Source organism: Mycobacterium sp. E3198, from assembly GCF_001667015.1.
Taxonomy (GTDB): Bacteria; Actinomycetota; Actinomycetes; order Mycobacteriales; family Mycobacteriaceae; genus Mycobacterium.
On sequence record NZ_LZIS01000230.1, the window covers coordinates 36,401 to 55,991 of the forward strand.

At 67.6% G+C, this 19,591-nt stretch carries 22 protein-coding genes; 8 read left to right on the plus strand and 14 right to left on the minus strand.

Annotated elements, in window-relative coordinates:
- Positions 1–15: 15 nt before the first annotated feature.
- From A5673_RS23925 to A5673_RS29325, 3 genes are all read right to left on the minus strand, one after another.
- Complete coding sequence (locus A5673_RS23925; RefSeq protein ID WP_068238403.1) at positions 16–2,304, minus strand: MMPL family transporter; 2,289 nt, start codon at positions 2,302–2,304, stop codon at positions 16–18.
- Positions 2,305–2,375: 71 nt separating this feature from the next.
- Positions 2,376–2,993, minus strand: coding sequence for a DUF3060 domain-containing protein (locus A5673_RS23930; protein WP_068238405.1), 618 nt, complete (start codon positions 2,991–2,993; stop codon positions 2,376–2,378).
- A 40-nt stretch (positions 2,994–3,033) separates the two neighbouring features.
- The gene (locus A5673_RS29325; protein ID WP_156748556.1) at positions 3,034–3,180 is read right to left on the minus strand and encodes a hypothetical protein; all 147 of its coding nucleotides are present in this window, start codon (positions 3,178–3,180) and stop codon (positions 3,034–3,036) included.
- A gap of 121 nt (positions 3,181–3,301) precedes the next feature.
- On the opposite strand from A5673_RS29325, the gene A5673_RS23935 reads away from it, so the two are divergent.
- On the plus strand, positions 3,302–4,030 hold the full coding sequence (locus tag A5673_RS23935; RefSeq protein WP_369806521.1) for a glycoside hydrolase: 729 nt from the start codon (positions 3,302–3,304) through the stop codon (positions 4,028–4,030).
- Positions 4,031–4,150: 120 nt separating this feature from the next.
- Positions 4,151–4,477, plus strand: coding sequence for a hypothetical protein (locus A5673_RS23940; RefSeq protein ID WP_068238407.1), 327 nt, complete (start codon positions 4,151–4,153; stop codon positions 4,475–4,477).
- Here A5673_RS23940 and A5673_RS23945 read toward each other — a convergent pair.
- The 8 genes from A5673_RS23945 to A5673_RS23980 form a co-directional block, all read right to left on the minus strand.
- Complete coding sequence (locus A5673_RS23945; protein ID WP_082958924.1) at positions 4,474–5,430, minus strand: PE family protein; 957 nt, start codon at positions 5,428–5,430, stop codon at positions 4,474–4,476. The two genes, A5673_RS23940 and A5673_RS23945, sit on opposite strands and share 4 nt — an antisense overlap.
- A 241-nt stretch (positions 5,431–5,671) precedes the next feature.
- Entirely contained in the window at positions 5,672–5,992 is a 321-nt protein-coding gene (locus A5673_RS23950) for an STAS domain-containing protein (RefSeq protein ID WP_068238411.1), read from the minus strand.
- Positions 5,992–8,562 (minus strand): SpoIIE family protein phosphatase, encoded by a 2,571-nt coding sequence (locus tag A5673_RS23955; protein ID WP_068238413.1) that lies wholly within the window; start codon positions 8,560–8,562, stop codon positions 5,992–5,994. The genes A5673_RS23950 and A5673_RS23955 overlap by 1 nt, the downstream gene beginning before the upstream one ends.
- A 160-nt stretch (positions 8,563–8,722) precedes the next feature.
- Entirely contained in the window at positions 8,723–9,598 is an 876-nt protein-coding gene (locus A5673_RS23960) for a pyridoxamine 5'-phosphate oxidase family protein (RefSeq protein ID WP_068238416.1), read from the minus strand.
- Between the two features lie 4 nt (positions 9,599–9,602).
- Positions 9,603–10,550, minus strand: a complete 948-nt coding sequence (locus A5673_RS23965) for an aldo/keto reductase (RefSeq protein WP_156748558.1) — start codon at positions 10,548–10,550, stop codon at positions 9,603–9,605.
- Between the two features lie 22 nt (positions 10,551–10,572).
- Positions 10,573–11,307, minus strand: coding sequence for a cysteine hydrolase (locus A5673_RS23970; RefSeq protein ID WP_068238419.1), 735 nt, complete (start codon positions 11,305–11,307; stop codon positions 10,573–10,575).
- A gap of 106 nt (positions 11,308–11,413) precedes the next feature.
- On the minus strand, positions 11,414–12,004 hold the full coding sequence (locus tag A5673_RS23975; RefSeq protein ID WP_068238421.1) for a TetR/AcrR family transcriptional regulator: 591 nt from the start codon (positions 12,002–12,004) through the stop codon (positions 11,414–11,416).
- A gap of 41 nt (positions 12,005–12,045) precedes the next feature.
- Positions 12,046–12,279 carry a hypothetical protein gene (locus A5673_RS23980; protein WP_068238423.1) on the minus strand — a complete coding sequence of 78 codons (234 nt, stop codon included), beginning with the start codon at positions 12,277–12,279 and terminating at the stop codon, positions 12,046–12,048.
- 225 nt (positions 12,280–12,504) lie between these two features.
- Between A5673_RS23980 and A5673_RS23985 the strand changes: the two genes are divergently transcribed.
- The gene (locus A5673_RS23985) at positions 12,505–12,954 is read left to right on the plus strand and encodes a DUF5994 family protein (protein ID WP_068238425.1); all 450 of its coding nucleotides are present in this window, start codon (positions 12,505–12,507) and stop codon (positions 12,952–12,954) included.
- Between the two features lie 40 nt (positions 12,955–12,994).
- Entirely contained in the window at positions 12,995–13,540 is a 546-nt protein-coding gene (locus tag A5673_RS23990) for a GNAT family N-acetyltransferase (RefSeq protein ID WP_068238428.1), read from the plus strand.
- On the opposite strand, the gene A5673_RS23995 is transcribed toward A5673_RS23990, so the two are convergent.
- Positions 13,537–13,902: a nuclear transport factor 2 family protein gene (locus A5673_RS23995; RefSeq protein ID WP_156748560.1), complete on the minus strand. Its 366-nt coding sequence runs from the start codon at positions 13,900–13,902 to the stop codon at positions 13,537–13,539. The two genes, A5673_RS23990 and A5673_RS23995, sit on opposite strands and share 4 nt — an antisense overlap.
- A gap of 69 nt (positions 13,903–13,971) precedes the next feature.
- On the opposite strand from A5673_RS23995, the gene A5673_RS24000 reads away from it, so the two are divergent.
- The 4 genes from A5673_RS24000 (at position 13,972) to A5673_RS24015 (ending at position 17,753) form a co-directional block, all read left to right on the plus strand.
- Positions 13,972–15,528 carry a succinic semialdehyde dehydrogenase gene (locus A5673_RS24000; protein ID WP_068238434.1) on the plus strand — a complete coding sequence of 519 codons (1,557 nt, stop codon included), beginning with the start codon at positions 13,972–13,974 and terminating at the stop codon, positions 15,526–15,528.
- A gap of 67 nt (positions 15,529–15,595) precedes the next feature.
- Positions 15,596–16,030 carry a DUF4383 domain-containing protein gene (locus A5673_RS24005; RefSeq protein ID WP_068238436.1) on the plus strand — a complete coding sequence of 145 codons (435 nt, stop codon included), beginning with the start codon at positions 15,596–15,598 and terminating at the stop codon, positions 16,028–16,030.
- 82 nt (positions 16,031–16,112) lie between these two features.
- Entirely contained in the window at positions 16,113–16,493 is a 381-nt protein-coding gene (locus A5673_RS24010; protein ID WP_068238439.1) for a DUF4189 domain-containing protein, read from the plus strand.
- 90 nt (positions 16,494–16,583) lie between these two features.
- Positions 16,584–17,753 carry an aldose epimerase family protein gene (locus A5673_RS24015; RefSeq protein ID WP_068238440.1) on the plus strand — a complete coding sequence of 390 codons (1,170 nt, stop codon included), beginning with the start codon at positions 16,584–16,586 and terminating at the stop codon, positions 17,751–17,753.
- Positions 17,754–17,770: 17 nt separating this feature from the next.
- Here the strand turns inward: A5673_RS24015 and A5673_RS24020 are convergent, their stop codons facing one another.
- Both A5673_RS24020 and A5673_RS24025 read right to left on the minus strand, forming a co-directional pair.
- Positions 17,771–18,256 carry a pyridoxamine 5'-phosphate oxidase family protein gene (locus tag A5673_RS24020; RefSeq protein ID WP_068238441.1) on the minus strand — a complete coding sequence of 162 codons (486 nt, stop codon included), beginning with the start codon at positions 18,254–18,256 and terminating at the stop codon, positions 17,771–17,773.
- Between the two features lie 68 nt (positions 18,257–18,324).
- Entirely contained in the window at positions 18,325–19,227 is a 903-nt protein-coding gene (locus tag A5673_RS24025) for an alpha/beta fold hydrolase (RefSeq protein WP_068238442.1), read from the minus strand.
- Positions 19,228–19,591: the final 364 nt, after the last annotated feature.

A 19,591-nucleotide genomic window follows, 5' to 3' on the forward strand; every position in this document is an offset into this window, starting at 1 on the left:
CCGGCCGCGCTGCGGCTAACTCCGGACGCCGAACAGCACGCGGCGACTCAGCATCCGCCAATCGGGTTGGGCAGCGTCGCGGTTCCGGCTGGCGGTTTCTCGGATCCCGAACCGGGCAAAGAACCGGGCCAGCCAATCGGGCGCCCACCAGTTGACCCGGCCGAGCACGTGCATCACCGCCGGCACCAGCAGCATTCGCACCAGCGTCGCGTCGACCAGCACCGCCACCGTGAGCCCGAACCCGAACAGCCGCATGAGCGACACCTGGGCGGCCATCAGCGCGACGAACGAGATGGCCATGATCAGCGCCGCGGCCGTGATCACCCGCCCGGTGTGGGCCACGCCGAGCGCGATGCTCTTGTCGTTCGCCCCCCAGCCCCGGTGCGAGGCCAGCCAGTACTCCCGGATCCGCGCGATGAGGAACACCTCGTAGTCCATCGAAAGCCCAAATGTGATGCAGAACAACAACACTGGCAGGTCTACCCCGATGGTGCCGGTCGCGGCCGTGCCCAGCCCGCCCAGGTGCCCCTGCTGAAACACCCACACCACCGCGCCGAACGCCGCGGCCAGCGACAGGGTGTTCGTCACCAGCGCCTCGAAGGGCAACACCGCGCTCCCGGTCAGCAAGAACACCAGTACTCCGGTGATGACCGCGATGATCGCGAGCACCAGCGGCAGGCGCGTGGTGATCGCGTGCACGGTGTCGCGATCGCTTTGTGCCGCGCCGGTGAACTGCACCGGCCTGGCGGCCGGGGTGGCGACGGCGTGCAGCCGGTCGAGCTGACTGGCCGACGCGGCCGAATACAGCGGTGCGACAGTGCGCACCGTCAGGAAGGCGCTGCCGTCCTTGAGGTCGGTGGGCCCGGCGGGCGGGCCGGCCGGCCTGCCGCCGACGAACGTGCCGCCCGGCGACGACACCGATGACACGTCGGGCACCCGAGACAGCGTGGCGGCGTAGGCATCGAGATCCGGCGCGCTGAGGCCGGTCGCGTTGGGCAGCACCACGGTGACGTCGGGGACGCCGCTGCCCGGGAAGTCGGTGCGCAGCTGGTCGCCGACCTGGCGCGCCGAGGCCGAGGTGGGCAGCACCCGGTCGTCGGCGACACCCCACCGCACATCGCGGAAGGGCGACCCGAGCAACAACAGCAACGCGACGATCGCGATGACGATCGGCGGCCCATGGCGCGTAACGGATCTCGTCCAGCGATACCAGAACCACCGTTCGTAGGGCGCCGGCCGGGGTTCCGGCCGGCGCAGGATTCGCCGCAGCAGGCGGTGCGCGTCCAGCGAATCGAGCCGGTCGCCCAGCAGCGCGATCGCCGCCGGCGTAACGACGACCGCCGCGGCCACCGCGAACGCGATCACCGCGACGCCCGCGTAGGCAAACGATTTCAGGAAGTACTGCGGGAACAGCACCATCGTGGCCATCGACAACGCCACCGTCGTCGCCGAGAACAGCACCGTGCGGCCGGCCGTGGCCATCGCGCGGATCAGCGCCGCGTCGCGAGTCCGGCCCTCCGCCAACTCATCCCGGTAGCGGCTGAGGATCAGCAGCGTGTAGTCGATGGCCAGTGCCGCGCCCATCGCGACCGTCAGGTTGAGTGCGAAGATCGACACGTTGGCGAACAACGAGACCGCCCGCAGCGACGCCATGGCACCGAGAATCGCGAATCCGCCCACCACCACCGGCAGCGCCGCCGCGAACAAGCCGCCGAAAATCCAGACCAGCACCAGAAAACTCAGCGGCAGCGCCAACGACTCCATCACCAGGAGGTCTTTGCGAGTTTGGTCGTCCACCTGCCAGAAGACGGTGGCGTCGCCCCCGGCGCGCACCGTGACGCCGTCGCGGTCGTAAACGAGTTCGCGGGCCAGGCGCTCGGCGGCCTTCTGGGCGTTGGCCTCGCCGCCGGTGATCGCGGCGACGACGAGCCCCGTCCTGCCGTCCTTACTGATGAACGCGGGCGCCGCCGCCGCGGGCACGGTCCACGCGGATTGCACCTCCCCGACATTCGGCGAATTCTGTAGCCGCGCAGCAAGATCGGTTCCTACCGCCCTCGCCTTGGCGCCTTCCGCACCGCCGTCGGAGGTGACGGTGATCAGCATGACCATGTCCCCCTGGCCGAACTTCTGGGAGAGCAACGCCGACGCCCGCGACGACTCGGAGCCGGGATCGAACCAGCCGCCGGGCAACAGCGTCTTGCTGACCGGGATGCCGAAGATCGCGGTGCCGATCATGACCAGGATCGCCAGGGCGATGACGCGGCGTGGCGCGGCAAGGGCGAGACGAGCGGATGCGTACAGCACGCTAGCGGGGTGTCATTTCGTGTTCGATGAGTTCACCGTAGATGGGCCGGTCCCAAGTCGCCCAGGCGGTCTCAGCCCTTCCTGACGATGTTGTCGGTGCCCCCAACCGAGATCTGTGGCGCCCCGCTGTGATAGGTCACCTGGTTCGCGGAGCCGTCGGTGTCGATGGCGTCCGCGTTGTCGGCAACCACCTTGTTGCCCGAGCCCTTCACAATCAGATGGGCGCAGTGGCCGGCCACGTAGGCCGAGTTACCGTTGCCGCCGATCGTCAGTTCGGCCCGATCACAGAACACCGTGAAGGTGGCGCTGCTGGGCTCCTGGGTGAGGTTCCCGCCCGGAGCCACGGTCAGCGCGCCCGACAGGTCCGCGGTGGGTTCGGCGCCCGGCAAGGTGGTTGCCGGCGGCGCGTGCTTCTCGACCCGGTACGGGTGGAAGACCAGGATGGCCACCAGCAAGATGCCCGGCACCAAGAGGATCCCCCACATGCTGCTCAACCGGCGCCGCCGGTTCATCTGACGGCGCAGCAGTTCGTAGTTGGGCGGGTTCACGCTCGACGGCGGTGGCACCCACGCGTCCGGCACGGGCCCGACCTCCCCGGCCGCCGGGACGTTCTCCCGGGGGCCGCCTTTCGCGTCGGCGAGGCGGCGTTCCAACTCCCTGATGCGCTTTTCGGGATCGTCGGAGTCCATGACGGGAATGCTCCCACACGTTGCGGTGGATGACGTGCGCTTAGGTGCGCCGACTGAACCCCGACCGCGACCTGTGTGCGGCGCCCATTTCGTCGCTCGCCACGGCCAGATACGGGGCCAAACCGAAATTCTCGACGAGCGTGCGCCAATCCGCGCCCGGCCGGGCCGATTCGTCGTTGGCGCTCATCCGGAAAGGATCCCACTCGCGCCGCTTCGGCGCCGACGATTTCCCGACGACTCGATGTAGTAGCCGACCAGAAATGAAAAAGATTGCCACAGCGGTCCCCCACGCCACTAAGCTGCTGGTCGTGGGCAAAGGTGTGTTAGCCATCGGCAGGAGCCGCTGGCTGGCGTTGGCGGCCTCCCTCGTGGTCTCGGCCGCGATCATCTACGCCCAGGGCGCCAAGCCGCTGCACGCCGAAAGCGCCAAACCTCCCTGCTGCGTTGACAATCCGGCCGCGGGCCCGACACCGCCGGCGCCCGCCCCGCCGTCCATGGTGGCCGCACCGCCGCCGGCGGCCGCCGGCCCGCCGCCGCAGATCGCCACTCCCGCGGAGGTGGAGAAACTGGCGGCGGGTGCCCCCGCGGCGGCCCAGCAGTTCCTGTTCCCGTTGTCACCCGGCATCGCGCCCGAGCAGCGGTTGCAGGTCAAGACCATTTGGGCGGCCCGCGCCATCAGCGTGCTGTTCCCGGAGATCACGACCATCGGCGGGTACCGGGAAGATCCCCTGCCGTGGCACCCCAACGGCTTGGCGATCGACGTGATGATCCCCAACCATTCCTCCCCCGAGGGCATCCAGCTGGGCAACGAAATCGCCGGGTACGCGCTGGCCAATGCGAAGCGGTGGGGAATCAACCACGTGATCTGGCGGCAGAAAATTTACCCGGGCGTCGGCGCCCCGAGCTGGATGTCAAACCTGGGCAACGAAACGCTGAACCACTACGACCACGTCCACATCGCCACCAACGGCGGCGGATACCCGACGGGGCACGAAACCTATTACATCGGGTCGATGACCCCGGCGCCGTCGCAGTGATGGCTTGACGGATCAAACACCCAATCCCGTTTGGCGCCAAGGATCCTCCAAGGCCGCTCGCCCAAACTGCACCTGACGCGCCGCGTGGCGCGGCGAACGTCGATTTCGAAGCGAGGCGACATGGCACAGGCAACAGACCCGCGGGGCGTGCAGTGGTCGGTGCGCAGGCGCCGGTGGTACTCCCTGGCCGGCTGGGAAATGACCGATCCCGGGGACCTGGGCCTCGGCATCGTGGTGACGATCGCCGCCCTCGTCGGGGTGTGGTGGCCGTTCTGGTTTGTGGCACACTGGCTCGGTTTGCGGTGGCGGATCGTCATCAAGCGCGACGGCGACGAGGTGGACGAAGAGTGGGTTCGCGGCTGGCGCCGGTCACAGCGGCGCATCACCGAAATCCTGGAATCGGTGGCGGCGGGGACGCTTCCGCAATCCCCTACCGCGCCGGCCTAGCTGAATAGACCTAGCAGGCCACCGGTGAGCACCGAAGGCACGGTCAGTTGCCCACCGCCGAGGCTCGGGGGCAGTGTCAGCAGACCGCCGCTGACGATCGACGGGATGCCGACGTCGCCGCCGCCGAGACTCGAGGGCAGGGTCAGCACGCCTCCGACGAGAATTGAGGGGATGCCGACGTTCCCGCCACCGGCGATGGGCGGCAATATCAGCACACCGCCGGTGAGCAGCGACGGCACACTCAGCTGCCCGCCGCCCAGGACCGGCGGCAGGGTGACCGCGCCGCCGTTGACGATCGAGGTCAATACGCTGGTGATCGGCGGCACGGTGAAGACGCCGCCGCCGAGGCTCGAGGGCAGGCTCAGCAGGCCGCCGGTGAGGATCGACGGCAGGCCCAGCACCCCACCCCCGAGCGACGCGGGCAGGTCCAGCACGCCACCGACGAGGATCGACGGTACGGTCAGCTCCCCGCCGCCGAGGAACGGGGGCAGGCCCACCACGCCGCCGTTGATGATCGGGCTCAGAGCGGTCAGGACGGCGGGCCCGACGCTGGAGATCGGCGGCACGCTCAGCACGCCACCGCCCAGGACCGGCGGCAAGCTCACCACACCGCCCTCGAGCGACAGGCTCGCGCTGCCGCCCAGGATCGAGGACAGGCTCAGGTCGGCGGCGTTCGCCGCCTCGGCGCTCAGGTAGGCGCCCGCGCCCGCCTTAATCAGGCCGACGAATTCCCCGTGAAACGTATTGGCCTGGGCATTGATAATTTGAAATTCTTGGCCGAAATCGTTGAACATCGCCGCGACCAAGGCGGACACCTCGTCCTGTGCCGCGGCGGCCACCGCAGTCGTGGGCGCCACAGCAGATGCGGCGGACCCGGCCAACAACGAGCGGATACCTGCCAAGTTCTGGGCCGCCGCTCCGACTTCCTCCGGAGTGGTCACCAGATAGGACACATGCGCCTCCTGTGGCTGGAATGCGACGGCCGCCCGATGACCTAAGCAACATAAGCGTAATAGGAATCGTCGGAATAGCGATGAAAACTCGGCTTTTCAGCAATTGCCACGGCCGAAATGAGATTGGCGAATTTCGCGTCCCATAATCGCAGAAAATCTCAAGAACTCGTCGCCGCACAGCCAGCCCGTTACGAGATCGGACTTTCGAATCGTCGGGTGTCGAACGTTACCCGCCGGTGCGTCAGCGTTCCGCGGACGGCGCGGGTTCGGTGGTGACCAGTTCGGTGAGACCGCTGACATTGAGGATCGGCATCAGCAGCGGGTGCGCGACGAGGCGGATGTCGTCCGCGCGGGCAAACAAGGCGTTGATGGCGGCGCTGTCGAGGTACTCGACGGCGCTGAGGTCGACGGTGAGCGTTTCGCCGCTGCCGGCTTCGGTGGTGGCGGTGCTGAGGGCTTGGTTGAACGCGTCGATGTTGCTCAGGTCGATTTCCCCCGCCGCGGTCAGGACGAGGTTCCCGTCGTCGCGACGCGCGGTGTCGAGGGTGAGCGGCGTGGTCATCAGGTGATCCTCGCGGATAGGTGAACTGTGGTTCCTGCGGTGCCGGGCCTGATCGTGACGTCCTGCATGAGACCCCGCATGAGCGTGATGCCCCGACCCCGGTTGGTTTCGGCCGCGGGCTGCGGTGGTTTCCACGAGCCGGTGTCGGTGATGGTCAGCCGCACCTGGTCTACCAGTGCCGTGGCACCCAGGACGATCGTGCCTTCCGGGGTGTGGCGATGACCGTGCTCGATCGCATTGGCGACGGCTTCTCCGGCGGCGACGAGCACGTCCACCGTCTTATCCGGGTCCACCCGGGCCTGGGTCAGCCAGGTGCGCAACGCGGTGCGCGCGGGCGCGAGCTGGCTGACGTCCGCGGGAAAGGTGAGCTCCAGCGGTGCAGGGTGGCGGTAGAGCAGGAGGACGACGTCATCCTGATATCCGCCGCTTGGCGCCAGCCCGGACATGATCTGGTCCGCCAGATTATCGAGCGTGGAGGTGCGGCCGTCCTGAAGGAGGGCGGCGGCGCGGGAGATGCCCTGGTGCAGCGCGGTGCGGCGACGCTCGACCAGACCGTCGGTGTAGAGCAGCAAGGTCGCGCGCGCCGGGATGGTCACGTGCGCTTCAGGGCGGGGCCAGCCGGATCGCACGCCCAACGCGATGGTGTGGCCATCCTCGAGCATCTCGGTGGTGCCGTCGGCGTGGACCAGGATCGGCGGCGGGTGCCCGGCGGTGGAGTACACCAGCTCACCGGTTTCGCGGTTGAGGACCGCGCAGACGGCGGTGGTGCATTGGGCGCCGGGCAGCCGCGCGGCGAAACGGTCCATCCCCGCGAGCGCGGCGGCGGGGCTGGGGTTGTCGAACAACAGCGCACGGCAGGCGCTGCGCATCTGCCCCATCACGGTGGCGGCGGCAAGGCCATGGCCGACGCAGTCGCCGACGATCATCGCGATGCGCCCGTCGTCCAGGTCGACGATGTCGAACCAGTCACCGCCCACCTGCAGGGGGGCGCTTGCGGCCTGGTAGCGCACCGCGAACCCGTGCGGCAAATCGGCGGGGCCGAGGATCGCGTGCTGCAGCGCCAGGGCGGTCTCGCGCTGCTGATCCACCTGATGCACGCGCTGCAGGCCCTGGCCGAGCCTGCCCGCCAGCACCGTCAGCAGGGTCTGGTCCTCGAGCGTGAACGGGCGCTGCTCGGCCAGGTCCAGCCAGACGACGAGCACGCCCTCGGGATGCTGCAGCGCGATCCCGGCCGTCCCGGGCTTGGTGGCGTTCGGGGTCAGCAGGTCGCCGTCGCGCAGGGAACCGAGCATCTCTCGCGTATCGGCGGGCAGGTCGGCCCATTGCGCGGGCTCGCCGACCGACACCACTTGCGGTGCGCTGTAAGCGGTTTGGGTGGACGGACCGTGGGCCGGAAAAGTGACGGCCAGCACGCGGCGGGCCCGCCACAGCCGGCGCAGTTCCTCGGCCACCGCGCGCAGCGCGTCATCGACGGTGTCGGCTTGGGCGAGTTCCTGATTGAGCGCGTGTTCCCGGCCGGCAGCCAGCGCCAAAGCGATCGCGGCGTGCCGGGCGAAGTCACTCACCAGTTCCAGGTAATCGGTGTCGAACGGAGGCTGCTGCGGGTGGCGCGCGACGGCAATGACCCCGAGCACCCGGTCGTCGGCGATCAGCGGCATGACGGTTGCCGAACGTTCACCGACGTCGGTGAACCCTTCGATCGGGTATTGGAACGAGTCGGTGATCAGCGGCAGACCGCGCCGCGCCACCCCGCCCGTCGTGGAGCCCTCCATCGGCACCTGCCGGCCGATCACCTCCGAGGCGTACCGGCCCGCGGTGGCGGCCACCACCAGGGTGTCGACCTCATCCGCGGGCAGATCCGGCTCTTTGGGAATCAGCAGGATCGCCTGCTCGGCGCCGGCCAGCTCCAGCGCCCGGTTCACGATCAGCTGCAAGGGCCCCTGCGGCGCGCCGGACAGCAGCGCCGTGGTGATCTCGCGGCTGGCCTTCGTCCACTTCGCCGATTCGCGTTCCCGCTCGAAGAGCCGCGCGTTGTCGATGGCGGCGGCCGCGGCCGTGGCCATGGCCCGTACGGCGCCCTCCTGGATGACGGTAAACACCCGGCCTGGCCGGTCATCGGCCAGGTAGAGGCTGCCGAAGTCAGCCGCCCGCACGGTGATTGGTATTCCCAGGAGTGCGCGGATCGGCGTGCCGCGGATGCGCAGCCCGGCGGCCTGCGGATCGCCGCTCACATCGTCGACGCGCAGACCAGTACCCACCGGCAACGCGCCGAGGCGCCGCGCCGTGTCGTCGTCGATACCGGCGTGCACGAATGAGATCAGGGCGCCGTCGGACGCGCGGATCCCCAGGGCGCCGTAGGGCGCACCGGTCAGCTCCATCGCCGCGTCGACGATGCGATGCAACGTGACCTCGAGGTCCAGGTCGGAGCCGATCTCGACGATGACCCGCACCAGCTGCTCCAGCTGGTCCCGGGCCGCCACCAGCTCGTCGAGTTGTTCATGCACAGGGCCCACCAGCTCACGCCGGCCCTGCCAGGTGAACGCGGATTCGTCCCTGTCGTCGTCCCCCATAGGGACAAACTTAGTTGTTAATTTCGTTCCGTCTGCCGTTTGGGCATTCCAGGTGACCTGGAGAAGTCTTTCTTCGCCTCCCGGCCCGGCATCGAGACTGCGCACAGATGGCGGTTCGCCCAGCAACGCTGGCGCTGAGCGCAGTTTCGGCGCACGGAGTTCACCTCGGGGGAATGGCGCTCGCCTCCCCGACGGCTGGCGCCGCCGTAGTGATCACCCGCTGAGGAACGAAATGGACGCGACGCCCGGTGTCGCCGGCGGCCGCCGGATCGCTCCAGCGGAGCGCCGCGCTGCCGGACAGCTGTAGCGCGACGCCGGTGCCGAAGTCCACAAACAGCAGCGCCGCGGTGGGATCGGTGGAGAGGTTGCCCAGGCTGTTGAAGATGTTGTTGCCCGGGTAGTCCGGCCACCACAGCTGCCCGTGCGCGGCGCGGACGAACCCGGGCGGGCCGCCGCGGTGGGAGGCGTCGTTGCCGCAGGCGGCGTGGGTGGTACCGAGAAAGAACGTGTCCGCGGCCTCGACGAGGCGAATGTCGTCGGGCCGCAACGCCTTTCCGGCGTACAGCCGGACCCGGTCGTCGTCGGACGATTCACCGACCCGGACGCGGCGCTGCCGGATGTATTGCGGGCAGTTGCCGTAGGCCTGGTCGACGTCGAGGGCCAGTCCAGCCTCGGTGGAGGTGAGGCGGCCGTTGATCCGAACCCGCCGCCGGGTCGGGAAGTTCATCGCGACGATGCCCACCGGCTGCTCAATGGGCAGGCCGTGCAGGGGGTCGGCGCCGGGCAGCGACGCGTGGACCCGCAGGGTGGTCGGCGACGCGGCCTCCAGGAAACCGGCCGGCCCCAGCAGCGGTGAGGTCCACAGCCGCCCGGTCGCATCGCGCGCGGCCAGCGCCGCGAACGTCATGTCCGAGAGGGCCGCGGCCATTCCGTCGCGCAGCTGGCGCCGGCCCACCATGGGCGCGAGCCGGGCTGCCTGTGCTGCGACGCCGGCTTGCCGTTGCACGGCCAGCTCGCCGCTGTGGAAGCCGCTCATGTGCTCAACTGCCTTGCGGGACTTCGGCGAAGCCCGGTTGTCCCGCGTCGACGACGGAATTGAACCGGTACCGAGTCTCCAGCCGCTCGTTGATCTCGTGGATCGCATCCGGCGGGAGCGCGCTGACGTCGAAGTTCTCGCGGATGCGCGCGGGCGTCACGGATGCGGTGAGGACGGCGCTGCCGCGCTGGATGCCCCAGGCCAACAGCACTTGCGCGGGGGTCTTTCCGACGTTGGCGGCGATCGAGGTGATGAGGGGGTCATCGAGCAGCCGCGGTTCCAGCGCGTGGCCCAGCGACGCGAATGCCAACAGAATGATCCCGTGCGTCGTGCACAATTCGTGCAGCTCCCACTGCGGGTGGTAGGGGTGCGACTCGACCTCGACGACCGCGGGCTTGATCCGAGCGTTCTCGATGACGTTGCGGGTGCCCGCCGCGTCGATGTCCGACAGGCCGATCGCCCGCGTAAGCCCTTCGTCGACAAGGCTTTCCATCGCCGCCCAGGTCTCCCCCAGCGTGACCCCGTCGTCGTAGACGACGGCTCCGTGGGCGTCGCGCGGATCCTGGTCATCGCCCGGCCGGAACGCGAACGGGGTGTGCACCAGATACAGGTCGACCGCCTCCAGGCCGAGCCGGTCCAGGCTGGCCTGTAACGCCGGCCTGACCCGTTCGGGTCGGTGATTGTTGTTCCACAGCTTGGTGGTGACGAACAACTCGTCGCGACGCACCGTGCCGTCCGCGAACAACTCTCCGAGCGCCGCGCCGACCTCGGCTTCGTTGCGGTACCGCTCGGCGGCATCGAGGTGCCGGAATCCCGCCCGCACCGCGGCCCGCACGGCGTCTCGCGTCTTGGTGTTGTCGGACAGCGATGTCCCGAAGCCGAGCGCCGGAATCTCGCCGCTGCCGTCGTTCAAGGCGAATCTGTGCTGACTGAGAGTGTGATTCGTCGCCATGGCCATCGGCCTCCTTATTTTCTTACTTCGGTTGGGCAGCAAGGCTTTCCGCAACTTTCGCCAGCAGCGCGACGGCCTCGGCCGTCGTCCAGACCGCGCTGGCCAGGAACCGGAAATTCACCAGGGCCGCCAGATAGCCGTCGCCTTCGGGCAGGCGCGGGCCGGCCGTGGCGTCCTTGACAACGACGACCTCGAAGCCCTGCTCGATGAGCTCGCGCAGGTGGCCTTCGACGCATAGGTTGGCGGCCATCCCCGCCAGGATGACCTGGTTGACGCCCCGCTTGCGCAGCTGGAGCACGAGGTCGTTCGATTCGGGGCCGACGATCTTGTGCGGGGAGGCGATCACGGTGTGTCCGTCGTGGATGTGGTGGGAGTAGGCCGGCAGGAAGTCCGCGCCGGATCCGGCGAACCCGTCCGTCGTGTACGCGCCCAGGCGCCGAAACATGCCGGCGGCGCCCATGAATTTCTCCAGCGGGTCGCCGAACCGCCACTGCTCGTCGGTTGGGTAGAAGTAATGCGGCGATATCGCGACGGTGATGCCCGTCAGCTTCGCCGCATCGAACAACTCGCCGATGTGGGTAACGGTGCGGTTCTCACGGATGCTGTCACCGAACACCGGCCAGCCGACACCGTCAGGGCTCAGGAAATCGATCTGGGGATCGATGACGACCAGCCCGGCGTGCTCGGCGTCGAGTTCAAACCCGGAATCCGGCAACGCGGGGTGCTGCGGCTCGGCGTAGATGGTTGGGTCTGTCATGGGGGGCTCGTCCTTGCGGGTCGGAGGCGGCGGTGTCGGGTGACTATAGATGACCAGTCGTCTATCTAACAAGTGGATCGGGGCGGCTATTCCCAAGCGGAACAGATCAGCGCAGCAGCGCCGGAACGGTGACCGCTTCGAACCGGTCGTACGGGGTGCGACTGCGCGTCACCTTCCCCCGAAGAGCCGCGCCTTCCCACGCCTCGATGAGCTGGGCGGCGAGCTCCCCCGCATCGAGGTCCCTGCGGATGTCGCCCGGGCCGCGCTGGCCGGAACGCACACACGCGCTCAGGGCCGCATCCCAGCGGTCGAGGATGCGGACGAGCTCCGTGCGCACCGGCTCGCTCGAGCCGCCAAGCTCGAGCGACAGGTTGCCGACCAGGCAGCCGAGCAGGAAATCGCCGGCCTCGTGTTCGTCGGCGAGCGCGTGGAAGAAGCGCGTGATTCGCTCCAGCGCCGTCCCGTCCGCGTCCAGGATCGGGAGCAGTCGCGCCTCGATGTCCGCCCAGTGGTGCTCGAGGATCGCCGCGGCGAAAGCCTCCTTGCTGTCGAAATACGCGTAGAACGATCCCTTCGGCACGCCGGCCGCGTCGGTGATGTCCTTGACGCCGCTGGCGGTGAAACCCCGGGCGTGCACCAGTTCGAGCCCCGCCTCCAGCAGGCGGCGGCGCACCTCAGGGTTGGGCGGGCGCGGCATAGGGCCCTATAGTAGCCGACCGGTCGGCTATCTTTGTGCGGTCAGGATGCCTTGACGTATCGACGGACCAGCTCGTCCTCACCGAACGTGCTGGTGCGCTGCAAGCCGTTGTCGTCGCGGGTGAAAAAGGTCCACTGGCGCGGAGTGCTCTGGGGCCCGCCGATCAGTTTCACGGTGAGGCGCAATTTGGTGTCGCGCAGTGTGCCGATGATGTCACCGACCCGGACCTGCGACGGATGGATCTGGGGTGCGTCGCACCAATTCTCTATGGGCAATTTCGTCCATCCTGTAGCTGTTGCCGCAACCCTACGTGGGATTTGCGTTTCGCGCTGGTCACCCGACGGATCCGCCCGGCGGCTGGTGGCGTAGCGTCAACCGCGAGCCGTTTCGTTTCAATGCGATTCCTCCGCTCGGCCCGCGCCCGCGGGGCGAGCGATGCAGACCGTGAAGGACCCGCCCGTGGATCGCACCGCGCAACTCCCCGATCGATCGGTTGAGCAGTGACTTATCCGCACGCGCGCCGGCGCCGCACCGATCCCGTCCGGCTCTCCGTGGCTCACCAATTGGGTGGCGCGATCGACGGTGCGTGGTGGCCCCGCGCGGACCGGATCACCAATGAATTACCGACCCTTGTCACGGCCCTGACTCCCCTGCTCGGCGAGATCGACGCGATCAACGTCAACTGGCCACCGCTGCAACGCCCACCCGACTTCAATTGGGCGGGTTGGGAACACAGGCGCCAGCACGTGATGACGTTGAGCGGCGGTCTGGCACACGTCAATCTTCTGGTCATCCCGTATGCCACCTACACCGCGCTCGCTGTGATGGTCCTGCGCCGCGCCGCCGACCTGCCCGTCGACTCCTGCGACCAAGGCAAGCAGGCATTTCTGACAGCCGGTCTGATCCTGCAGGCCGCCCGCCAACAACTCGCCGCGGCTACCACCGAATAACGCGGGGCGCCTGCCCAATTCGTCGTGGGACACTACCGGCGTGGCAGCAAGCGATAGCGCGGTGCGCGCGGCGGTCCCCGAGGACGCCGCCGGTTGCGCGGCGGTTTACCGACCCTACGTCGAGAACACGGCGATCACCTTCGAAGTCGAAGTCCCGACGGTGGCCGAAATGGCGGCGCGCATCGCCGCGGCCCGGGCGACCCATGAGTGGCTTGTCGCCGAGGACGCTGCCGGGCGAGTGATCGGCTACGCCTACGCGCACGCGTTCAATCCGCGCGCGGCGTACCAGTGGTCGGCCGAAACCAGCGTCTATATCGATAGTTCGCATCACCGTGCGGGCGCCGGCCGCGAGCTCTACACGCGGCTACTGCGCCGGCTGGCCGAGCGCGGTTATCGTCGCGCCTTCGCCGGCATCACCCAGCCCAACCAGTCCAGCAACGCCTTTCATCGATCCTTCGGGTTTCGGGATGCGGGCCTCTACCGTCGCGTCGGCTGGAAACACGACAGCTGGCACGACGTCGCCTGGATGCAACTCGACCTGTCGCCTGCCGCCGAGCCGGACGGCCCGCCGACACCGATCGTCTAATCTTGTTGCGCGGCAACGAGGTACGTACCGTGGCCCTCGATCACCAGGCCGTCGCCGAAGCGGAGCACTTCGCTGACCAGGCCGCCGTCCTGGTTGCGGTAGGCGACGACGATGGTGCCGATGCCGTCGTACACGCCCTCGACGGCGAACCGCAGGTTCGGGACGCGCTGCAACGCCAGGGTCCAGTAGTCGCGGAGCGCGGGTTTGCCCCGAACGATGCCGCCGGTCTCCGGGAGCAGCCTGGCGGCCACCGGTGACGTGAACACGACGTCGTCGGCGAAATGCTGCAGAATCGACTCCACGTCGTGGGCGTTCCACGCGTCCACCCACTGCTCGGCGAAGGCAACCGCGTCAGGCTTCACGATGGAGCACTGTAGTCGCGGCGATAGGCTGGTGCTTTGGACGCTTGTGCACTTCCGAGGGGTAACGACATGTCCGCACCATCAGCCGAGGTTTTCGACCGCCTGCGCCAGCTCGCCGCGATCAAGGACGTCGCCGCGCGCGACACCAAGACGATCGATGAGGTGTTCACCGGCAAGCCGCTGGCCACGATCCCCATCGGCACGGCCGAGGACGTCGAAGCGGCGTTCGCCGAGGCCCGCGCGGCGCAGGTCGAGTGGGCTCGGCGTCCCGTCGCCGACCGCGTCGACGTCATCCGCCGCTATCGCGACCTGGTCGTGGAGAACCGCGAGTTCCTCATGGACCTGCTGCAAGCCGAGGCCGGGAAGGCCCGCTGGGCGGCGCAGGAGGAAATCGTCGACCTGATGGCGAACGCGAACTACTACGTGCGCGTCGCCGCCGACCTGCTGAAGCCCCGCAAGGTGCAGGCGCTGCTCCCGGGAATCGGCAAGACCGTCGTCACCTACCAGCCCAAGGGCGTGGTGGGGGTGATCTCGCCGTGGAACTACCCGATGACGCTGACGGCGTCGGACTCGGTGCCGGCGCTGCTGGCGGGCAACGCGGTGGTGCTCAAGCCGGACAGCCAGACCCCGTATTGCGCGCTGGCGTGCGCCGAGCTGATGTATAGCGCCGGGCTGCCGCGCGCGCTCTACGCGATCGTGCCCGGGCCGGGCTCGGTGGTCGGCACCGCGATCATCGACAACTGCGACTACCTGATGTTCACCGGCTCGACCGCCACCGGCAGGCAGCTCGCCGAACACTGCGGCCGCCGGCTGATCGGTTTCTCGGCCGAACTCGGCGGCAAGAACGCGATGATCGTCACGCGCGGGGCCAACCTCGACAAGGCCGCGCGGGCCGCCACCCGCGCGTGCTTTTCCAACGCGGGCCAGCTGTGCATCTCCATCGAGCGCATCTACGTCGAGAAGGACATCGCCGACGACTTCACCAGCAAGTTCGGCGCCGCGGTCCGAAACATGAAGCTGGGCACCGCGTATGACTTCTCCGTGGACATGGGCAGCCTGATCTCCGCGAGTCAGCTCGACACGGTGACCGACCACGTCGACGACGCGAAAGCCAAGGGCGCCAAGGTGATCACAGGCGGCGTCGCGCGACCCGATGTCGGGCCGCTGTTCTACGAGCCGACGGTGCTGACCGACGTCACGCCGGAGATGGAGTGCGCGGCCAACGAGACGTTCGGCCCGCTGGTGTCGATCTATCCCGTCGCCGACGTGGACGAGGCCGTGCAGAAGGCCAACGACAGCGAGTACGGGCTGAACGCCAGCGTGTTCGCCGGCTCGGCCGCGGAGGGCGAGCAGATCGCCGCCCGGCTGCGCTCGGGGACGGTCAACGTCAACGAGGGTTACGCGTTCGCGTGGGGCAGTCTCAGCGCGCCGATGGGCGGGATGGGCCAGTCCGGCGTCGGCCGTCGGCACGGTCCCGAGGGCCTGCTGAAATACACCGAATCGCAGACGATCGCGGCCGCGCGCGTGTTCAATCTCGATCCGCCGCTTGGCGTTCCGTCGACCCTGTGGCAGAAATCGTTGGTGCCCGTCGTGCGCGCGGTGATGCGGCTACCCGGCCGGAAGTGAGCGTTGCCAGGGTCTACTACCCGGCGTAGTATTCGGGGCGATCCCACCGTGCACAAGGAGGTGCAACGTGAGGTGGAGTTTCGCCCAGATCGGGCTGCTGGTCATCTGCGTTTTCCATCTGGTGCAGGCGGTGATCGGCTTCATCCTCGAGCCCAGCTTTGCGACCGGACCGGGCGCCCCCACTGTTCAACTTTTCGGGATGGACTACAACGGCTGGCACGCCGTCGCCGGCCTGGCCTTGTTCGGGCCGGGTTTGGTTTTTGCGATGCGCAAGTCGTGGGCGGTGTTGTATCTCTTGTTCGCCGCGATCGCCGGTGCGCTGCCGGGCATTTGGGCGTTCTTTTCGCACCAGGTGGCCTTCGTCTTCACGTTTCCCCACAACATGACCGACGCGGTGGTGCATCTGGTGACCGCGGGGGTGATGGTTGCGGTGGCGGCGATCCAGATCCGCCTGGATGGTGGACTGCGGAACTCGCTCGCCGATCTCCGGAAGGCGCGGTAGCACCAAGGATTCCTGGAGGATCTTCCAAGCGGCGCCTCCGAGGCTGAGTTCGTCCACTGAGAACGACTCGTGAGGTTTCGCCATGACCCGCCACCGCATCTACGCCTTGATCGCCTTGGCCGCCTTCGCTTTCTTCGGCGCCGCGTTCGTGGCGTCACCCGCCGCGCAGGCGGCGGCCGTTGACCGCTATGCCGTCATCGCCTACTCCCCCGTCACCGGCTGGACGGGTTGGGCCAACAACGCCAGCACCATGGAGGAGGCCACCCACGTCGCGTTGGGGAATTGCCAGGTGCACGGCCCCGGTTGCACGGTCGCGTCGTGGACGCACAATCGTTGCATCGCTTTGGCGCTCGGACCCGCCGGCTGGGGCGCCGACTGGGGCTCGACCCCGGCGGCCGCTCAGAACGCCGCGCTGGCTAAGGTCTCGTCGGGCCGCGTCGTCGAGGTGCATTGCACCGGGTAGTGACTGCGTGTTCCGATTAAGTCGATCCGCGCGGCGCTGGCGCTATCATCGTCAGGGTTCGGCCCCGCGACCAAGCTGCGAGGAGCGCCCATGCGCGGCAGACGACTACTTCGGCCGATCGCCATGGCCGGTGTAGCGGGCTTGGCGGCGTGTAGCACCCACTCCAATGCGCCGATACCCGGTGGGCCGCCATCGATCACCAGCGAGCCGTTCGGTCAGGTGGATGGCCACCCGGTGACCCGTTACGCGCTCACCAGTGGACACGGCATGCGCGTGCGAATTTTGAACTACGGCGGCATCATTCAGTCGATTGAGGTGCCCGATCGCACCGGCGGCGTCGACAACGTGGTGCTGGGCTTTCCGACCTTGGCCGGCTACCTGAACAACACGGGATCCGCCAAGACCTACTTCGGCGCGATCATCGGCCGCTATGGCAATCGGATCGCCAAGGGGACTTTCTCGTTGAACGGCAACGAGTATCAGTTGCCGATCAACAATAACGGCAACAGCCTGCATGGCGGCACCTCGGGATTCGATACAAAGGTGTGGCAGGCGGGTCCGCAGAACAGTCGCGACAGCGTCGGCCTCAAGCTCCAATATGTCAGCCCCGCACGAGAAATGGGCTATCCCGGGACGCTGAGCACCACCGTCACCTACACCCTGGACCGCAACAACGAACTGCGCATCGACTACCACGCGACCACCGATGCGCCGACCGTGATCAATCTGACCAATCACAGCTACTTCAACTTGGCAGGTGAGGACACGCTCGACGTCTACGACCAGAAGGTCACCATCTACGCCGACAACTACCTTCCGACCGACCCGACGCAGATCCCGACCGGGCAGATCGCCCCGGTGAAGGGCACACCGTTCGATTTCACATCACCGACCGCGATCGGCGCGCATATCACCGCGAATGACCCGCAGCTGTTGCTGGCCCACGGTTACGACCACAACTGGGTGATCAACCGCGGCAACAACTCCGGGCTGGTGGAGGCGGCCAGGGCCGAGGACCCGAAGTCGGGGCGCGTGCTGACCGTCTCCACCACCGAGCCCGGTGTGCAGTTCTACACGTCCAACTTCCTCGACGGGTCGTTGACGGGTACCAGCGGGCACAGCTACCGGCAGGGCGCCGGATTCACGATGGAGACCCAGCACTACCCCGATACTCCGAATCACCCGACCTTCCCGACCACCGCGCTCAACCCGGGCCAAACCTACGATTCAACAACGGTTTTTGCCTTCAGCGCCCGGTGACGCATCGACGAATTTCGTTAACCGTCGTTGACGAGGTTTGCGAGGAACGCCGGTAACCGGCCCGCGCCAAAGTCATAAAACCGCGCCCAGAGCGGCTCGATCGAGATGCGCACCATCTGCTTATAGGTGGACCGCACGTTGCGTTCGAAGTCGGCAAGCTCGGGTCCGTCCATGGAGATCCTCGCCGCCGCGAGGTACTCGTCGGTGACCCCGTTGATGGTTTCGAGGGTGGCGAGGCCACGCACCGAGAGCGCCTTCGCCTCTTCTGGCGTGGAGCCGGTGTCGATCGTCAACGCGACTTGCGGCCGTGATGCAAGCGCGCGGGCTTTCGGGGCCGTCGGTGCCGTGGAGACGACGACGCGTTCGCCGGTCCAGTAGAACCCGACGGGGATTACCCGCGGAAAGCCATCGGGTCCATTGTAAGCGAGCCTTGCCATGGACCCGGAGAGCAGCTTCTGCGCGCCGGGGTGGCCAAGCTCGCGAGCCAACTCCTGCTTGTTCATCACACTCCTACTACTACCCGGCCGGCCCAAGCGGGACACCGGATAAAGGCGATGGCTCGGCCCGCAGTTCAGCCAGCCGCGACCCGATCGATGTGGGCGAGGAAGTTTGTCAATACCGCTTCGGGTGCCTCGATTTGCGGCCAGTGCCCGATGTCGTCGGCCAGCATCACCACATCGGGGTTCGGTATCACCTCGGCGTAGCGGCGCGCCATGTGGGCACCGGAGTTGGGGTCGACCGGCCCGTCGATCAATCGCATCGGAACCGCGGTCTGCCGCATGGCACGCACCCACCGGTTGCGGTGCGTGTAGCGATCGTTGATGAACCGGCCCACCTTGTGCAGCGCCCGGCGGCCGTCGTTGTAGTCCAGGATCTGGTTGAACACGTCCATCATGTGCCGGGTCGGCTTGGTGTTCGGGCCGAACATCTCGCGCAGCGTGGGTTCCAGCAGCCGGCGAGACAGCGGACTGTTCTGCACATGACTGAAGATGTCGCCCAACGGGGTACCCGACATCAGCTTCTGCGCGGCCCTGGGCGTGTACGACTCGATGAACATTCCGCCGTTGAGCCAAGTGATCGAGTCGATGCGCAGCGCGCCGTAGGCCTGCTGCCCAAATTCGTGACGGGCCAACAGTTCCTGGCCCACGGAATCGCCGATGTCGTGGGCCAGGATGTGGGCGTTGCTGATGTTCAGGTGCTGCAGCAGCGCTTCGTGCATGTCCGCGTGGTCGTGTACCGAGTATTCGTAGGCCATGGGTTTGTCGGAGAAGCCCATGCCGATCATGTCCGGTGCGATGACGGTGAACCGTTGCGTCAGCGTGGGCCAGATCGGCGCCCAGTCGAACGTGTTGAACGGATAGCCGTGGATCAGCAGCAGCGGGGGCCCGTCGCCCTCGACACGGTAGAAGATGTCGAATCCGAGGTAGTCGAAGTACTCGCCCGAGTCCAGCCAGTGTTTGAGTTCAGCGTCCATGACGCTAATCATCCTTGGGCACAGCGGATGGCTTCGGTGCCCCTCGCCAATCGCTGCGCGACTGACTTCAACTAATGGACAAAAGCGCCGCATATGCCCGCTATCCACCAGCAACTGCGTCATCGCTGAGCGGATACAGGCCGGTGTGTGCCTCGCCCCCAGGGGGCGTCAACGACCTCTGGAGTCAGCGGAAGGTAAGGTGCGTCGGCCTGATTCATGCCCTTGCGCCAGTAGCCCTCGTTCCCTCGGCATCGGTATGGCCAAGCGATGTACGACATCGCATGCGGGGTCGTTGCCGCCTACACCACATCGGCAGCGCCGCGCCAAGAAAGTACATACCGGAGGGCGAGGACCGGCTGATCGA

Coding starts and splice junctions, on each gene's coding strand:
- A5673_RS23930 (WP_068238405.1), bottom strand. CDS start 2,993: ATGGACTCCGACGATCCCGAAAAGCGCATCAGGGAGTTGGAACGCCGC.
- A5673_RS29325 (WP_156748556.1), bottom strand. CDS start 3,180: ATGAGCGCCAACGACGAATCGGCCCGGCCGGGCGCGGATTGGCGCACG.
- A5673_RS23940 (WP_068238407.1), top strand. CDS start 4,151: ATGGCACAGGCAACAGACCCGCGGGGCGTGCAGTGGTCGGTGCGCAGG.
- A5673_RS23950 (WP_068238411.1), bottom strand. CDS start 5,992: ATGACCACGCCGCTCACCCTCGACACCGCGCGTCGCGACGACGGGAAC.
- A5673_RS23955 (WP_068238413.1), bottom strand. CDS start 8,562: ATGGGGGACGACGACAGGGACGAATCCGCGTTCACCTGGCAGGGCCGG.
- A5673_RS23960 (WP_068238416.1), bottom strand. CDS start 9,598: ATGAGCGGCTTCCACAGCGGCGAGCTGGCCGTGCAACGGCAAGCCGGC.
- A5673_RS23965 (WP_156748558.1), bottom strand. CDS start 10,550: ATGGCGACGAATCACACTCTCAGTCAGCACAGATTCGCCTTGAACGAC.
- A5673_RS23970 (WP_068238419.1), bottom strand. CDS start 11,307: ATGACAGACCCAACCATCTACGCCGAGCCGCAGCACCCCGCGTTGCCG.
- A5673_RS23975 (WP_068238421.1), bottom strand. CDS start 12,004: ATGCCGCGCCCGCCCAACCCTGAGGTGCGCCGCCGCCTGCTGGAGGCG.
- A5673_RS24000 (WP_068238434.1), top strand. CDS start 13,972: ATGTCCGCACCATCAGCCGAGGTTTTCGACCGCCTGCGCCAGCTCGCC.
- A5673_RS24010 (WP_068238439.1), top strand. CDS start 16,113: ATGACCCGCCACCGCATCTACGCCTTGATCGCCTTGGCCGCCTTCGCT.
- A5673_RS24015 (WP_068238440.1), top strand. CDS start 16,584: ATGCGCGGCAGACGACTACTTCGGCCGATCGCCATGGCCGGTGTAGCG.
- A5673_RS24020 (WP_068238441.1), bottom strand. CDS start 18,256: ATGAACAAGCAGGAGTTGGCTCGCGAGCTTGGCCACCCCGGCGCGCAG.
- A5673_RS24025 (WP_068238442.1), bottom strand. CDS start 19,227: ATGGACGCTGAACTCAAACACTGGCTGGACTCGGGCGAGTACTTCGAC.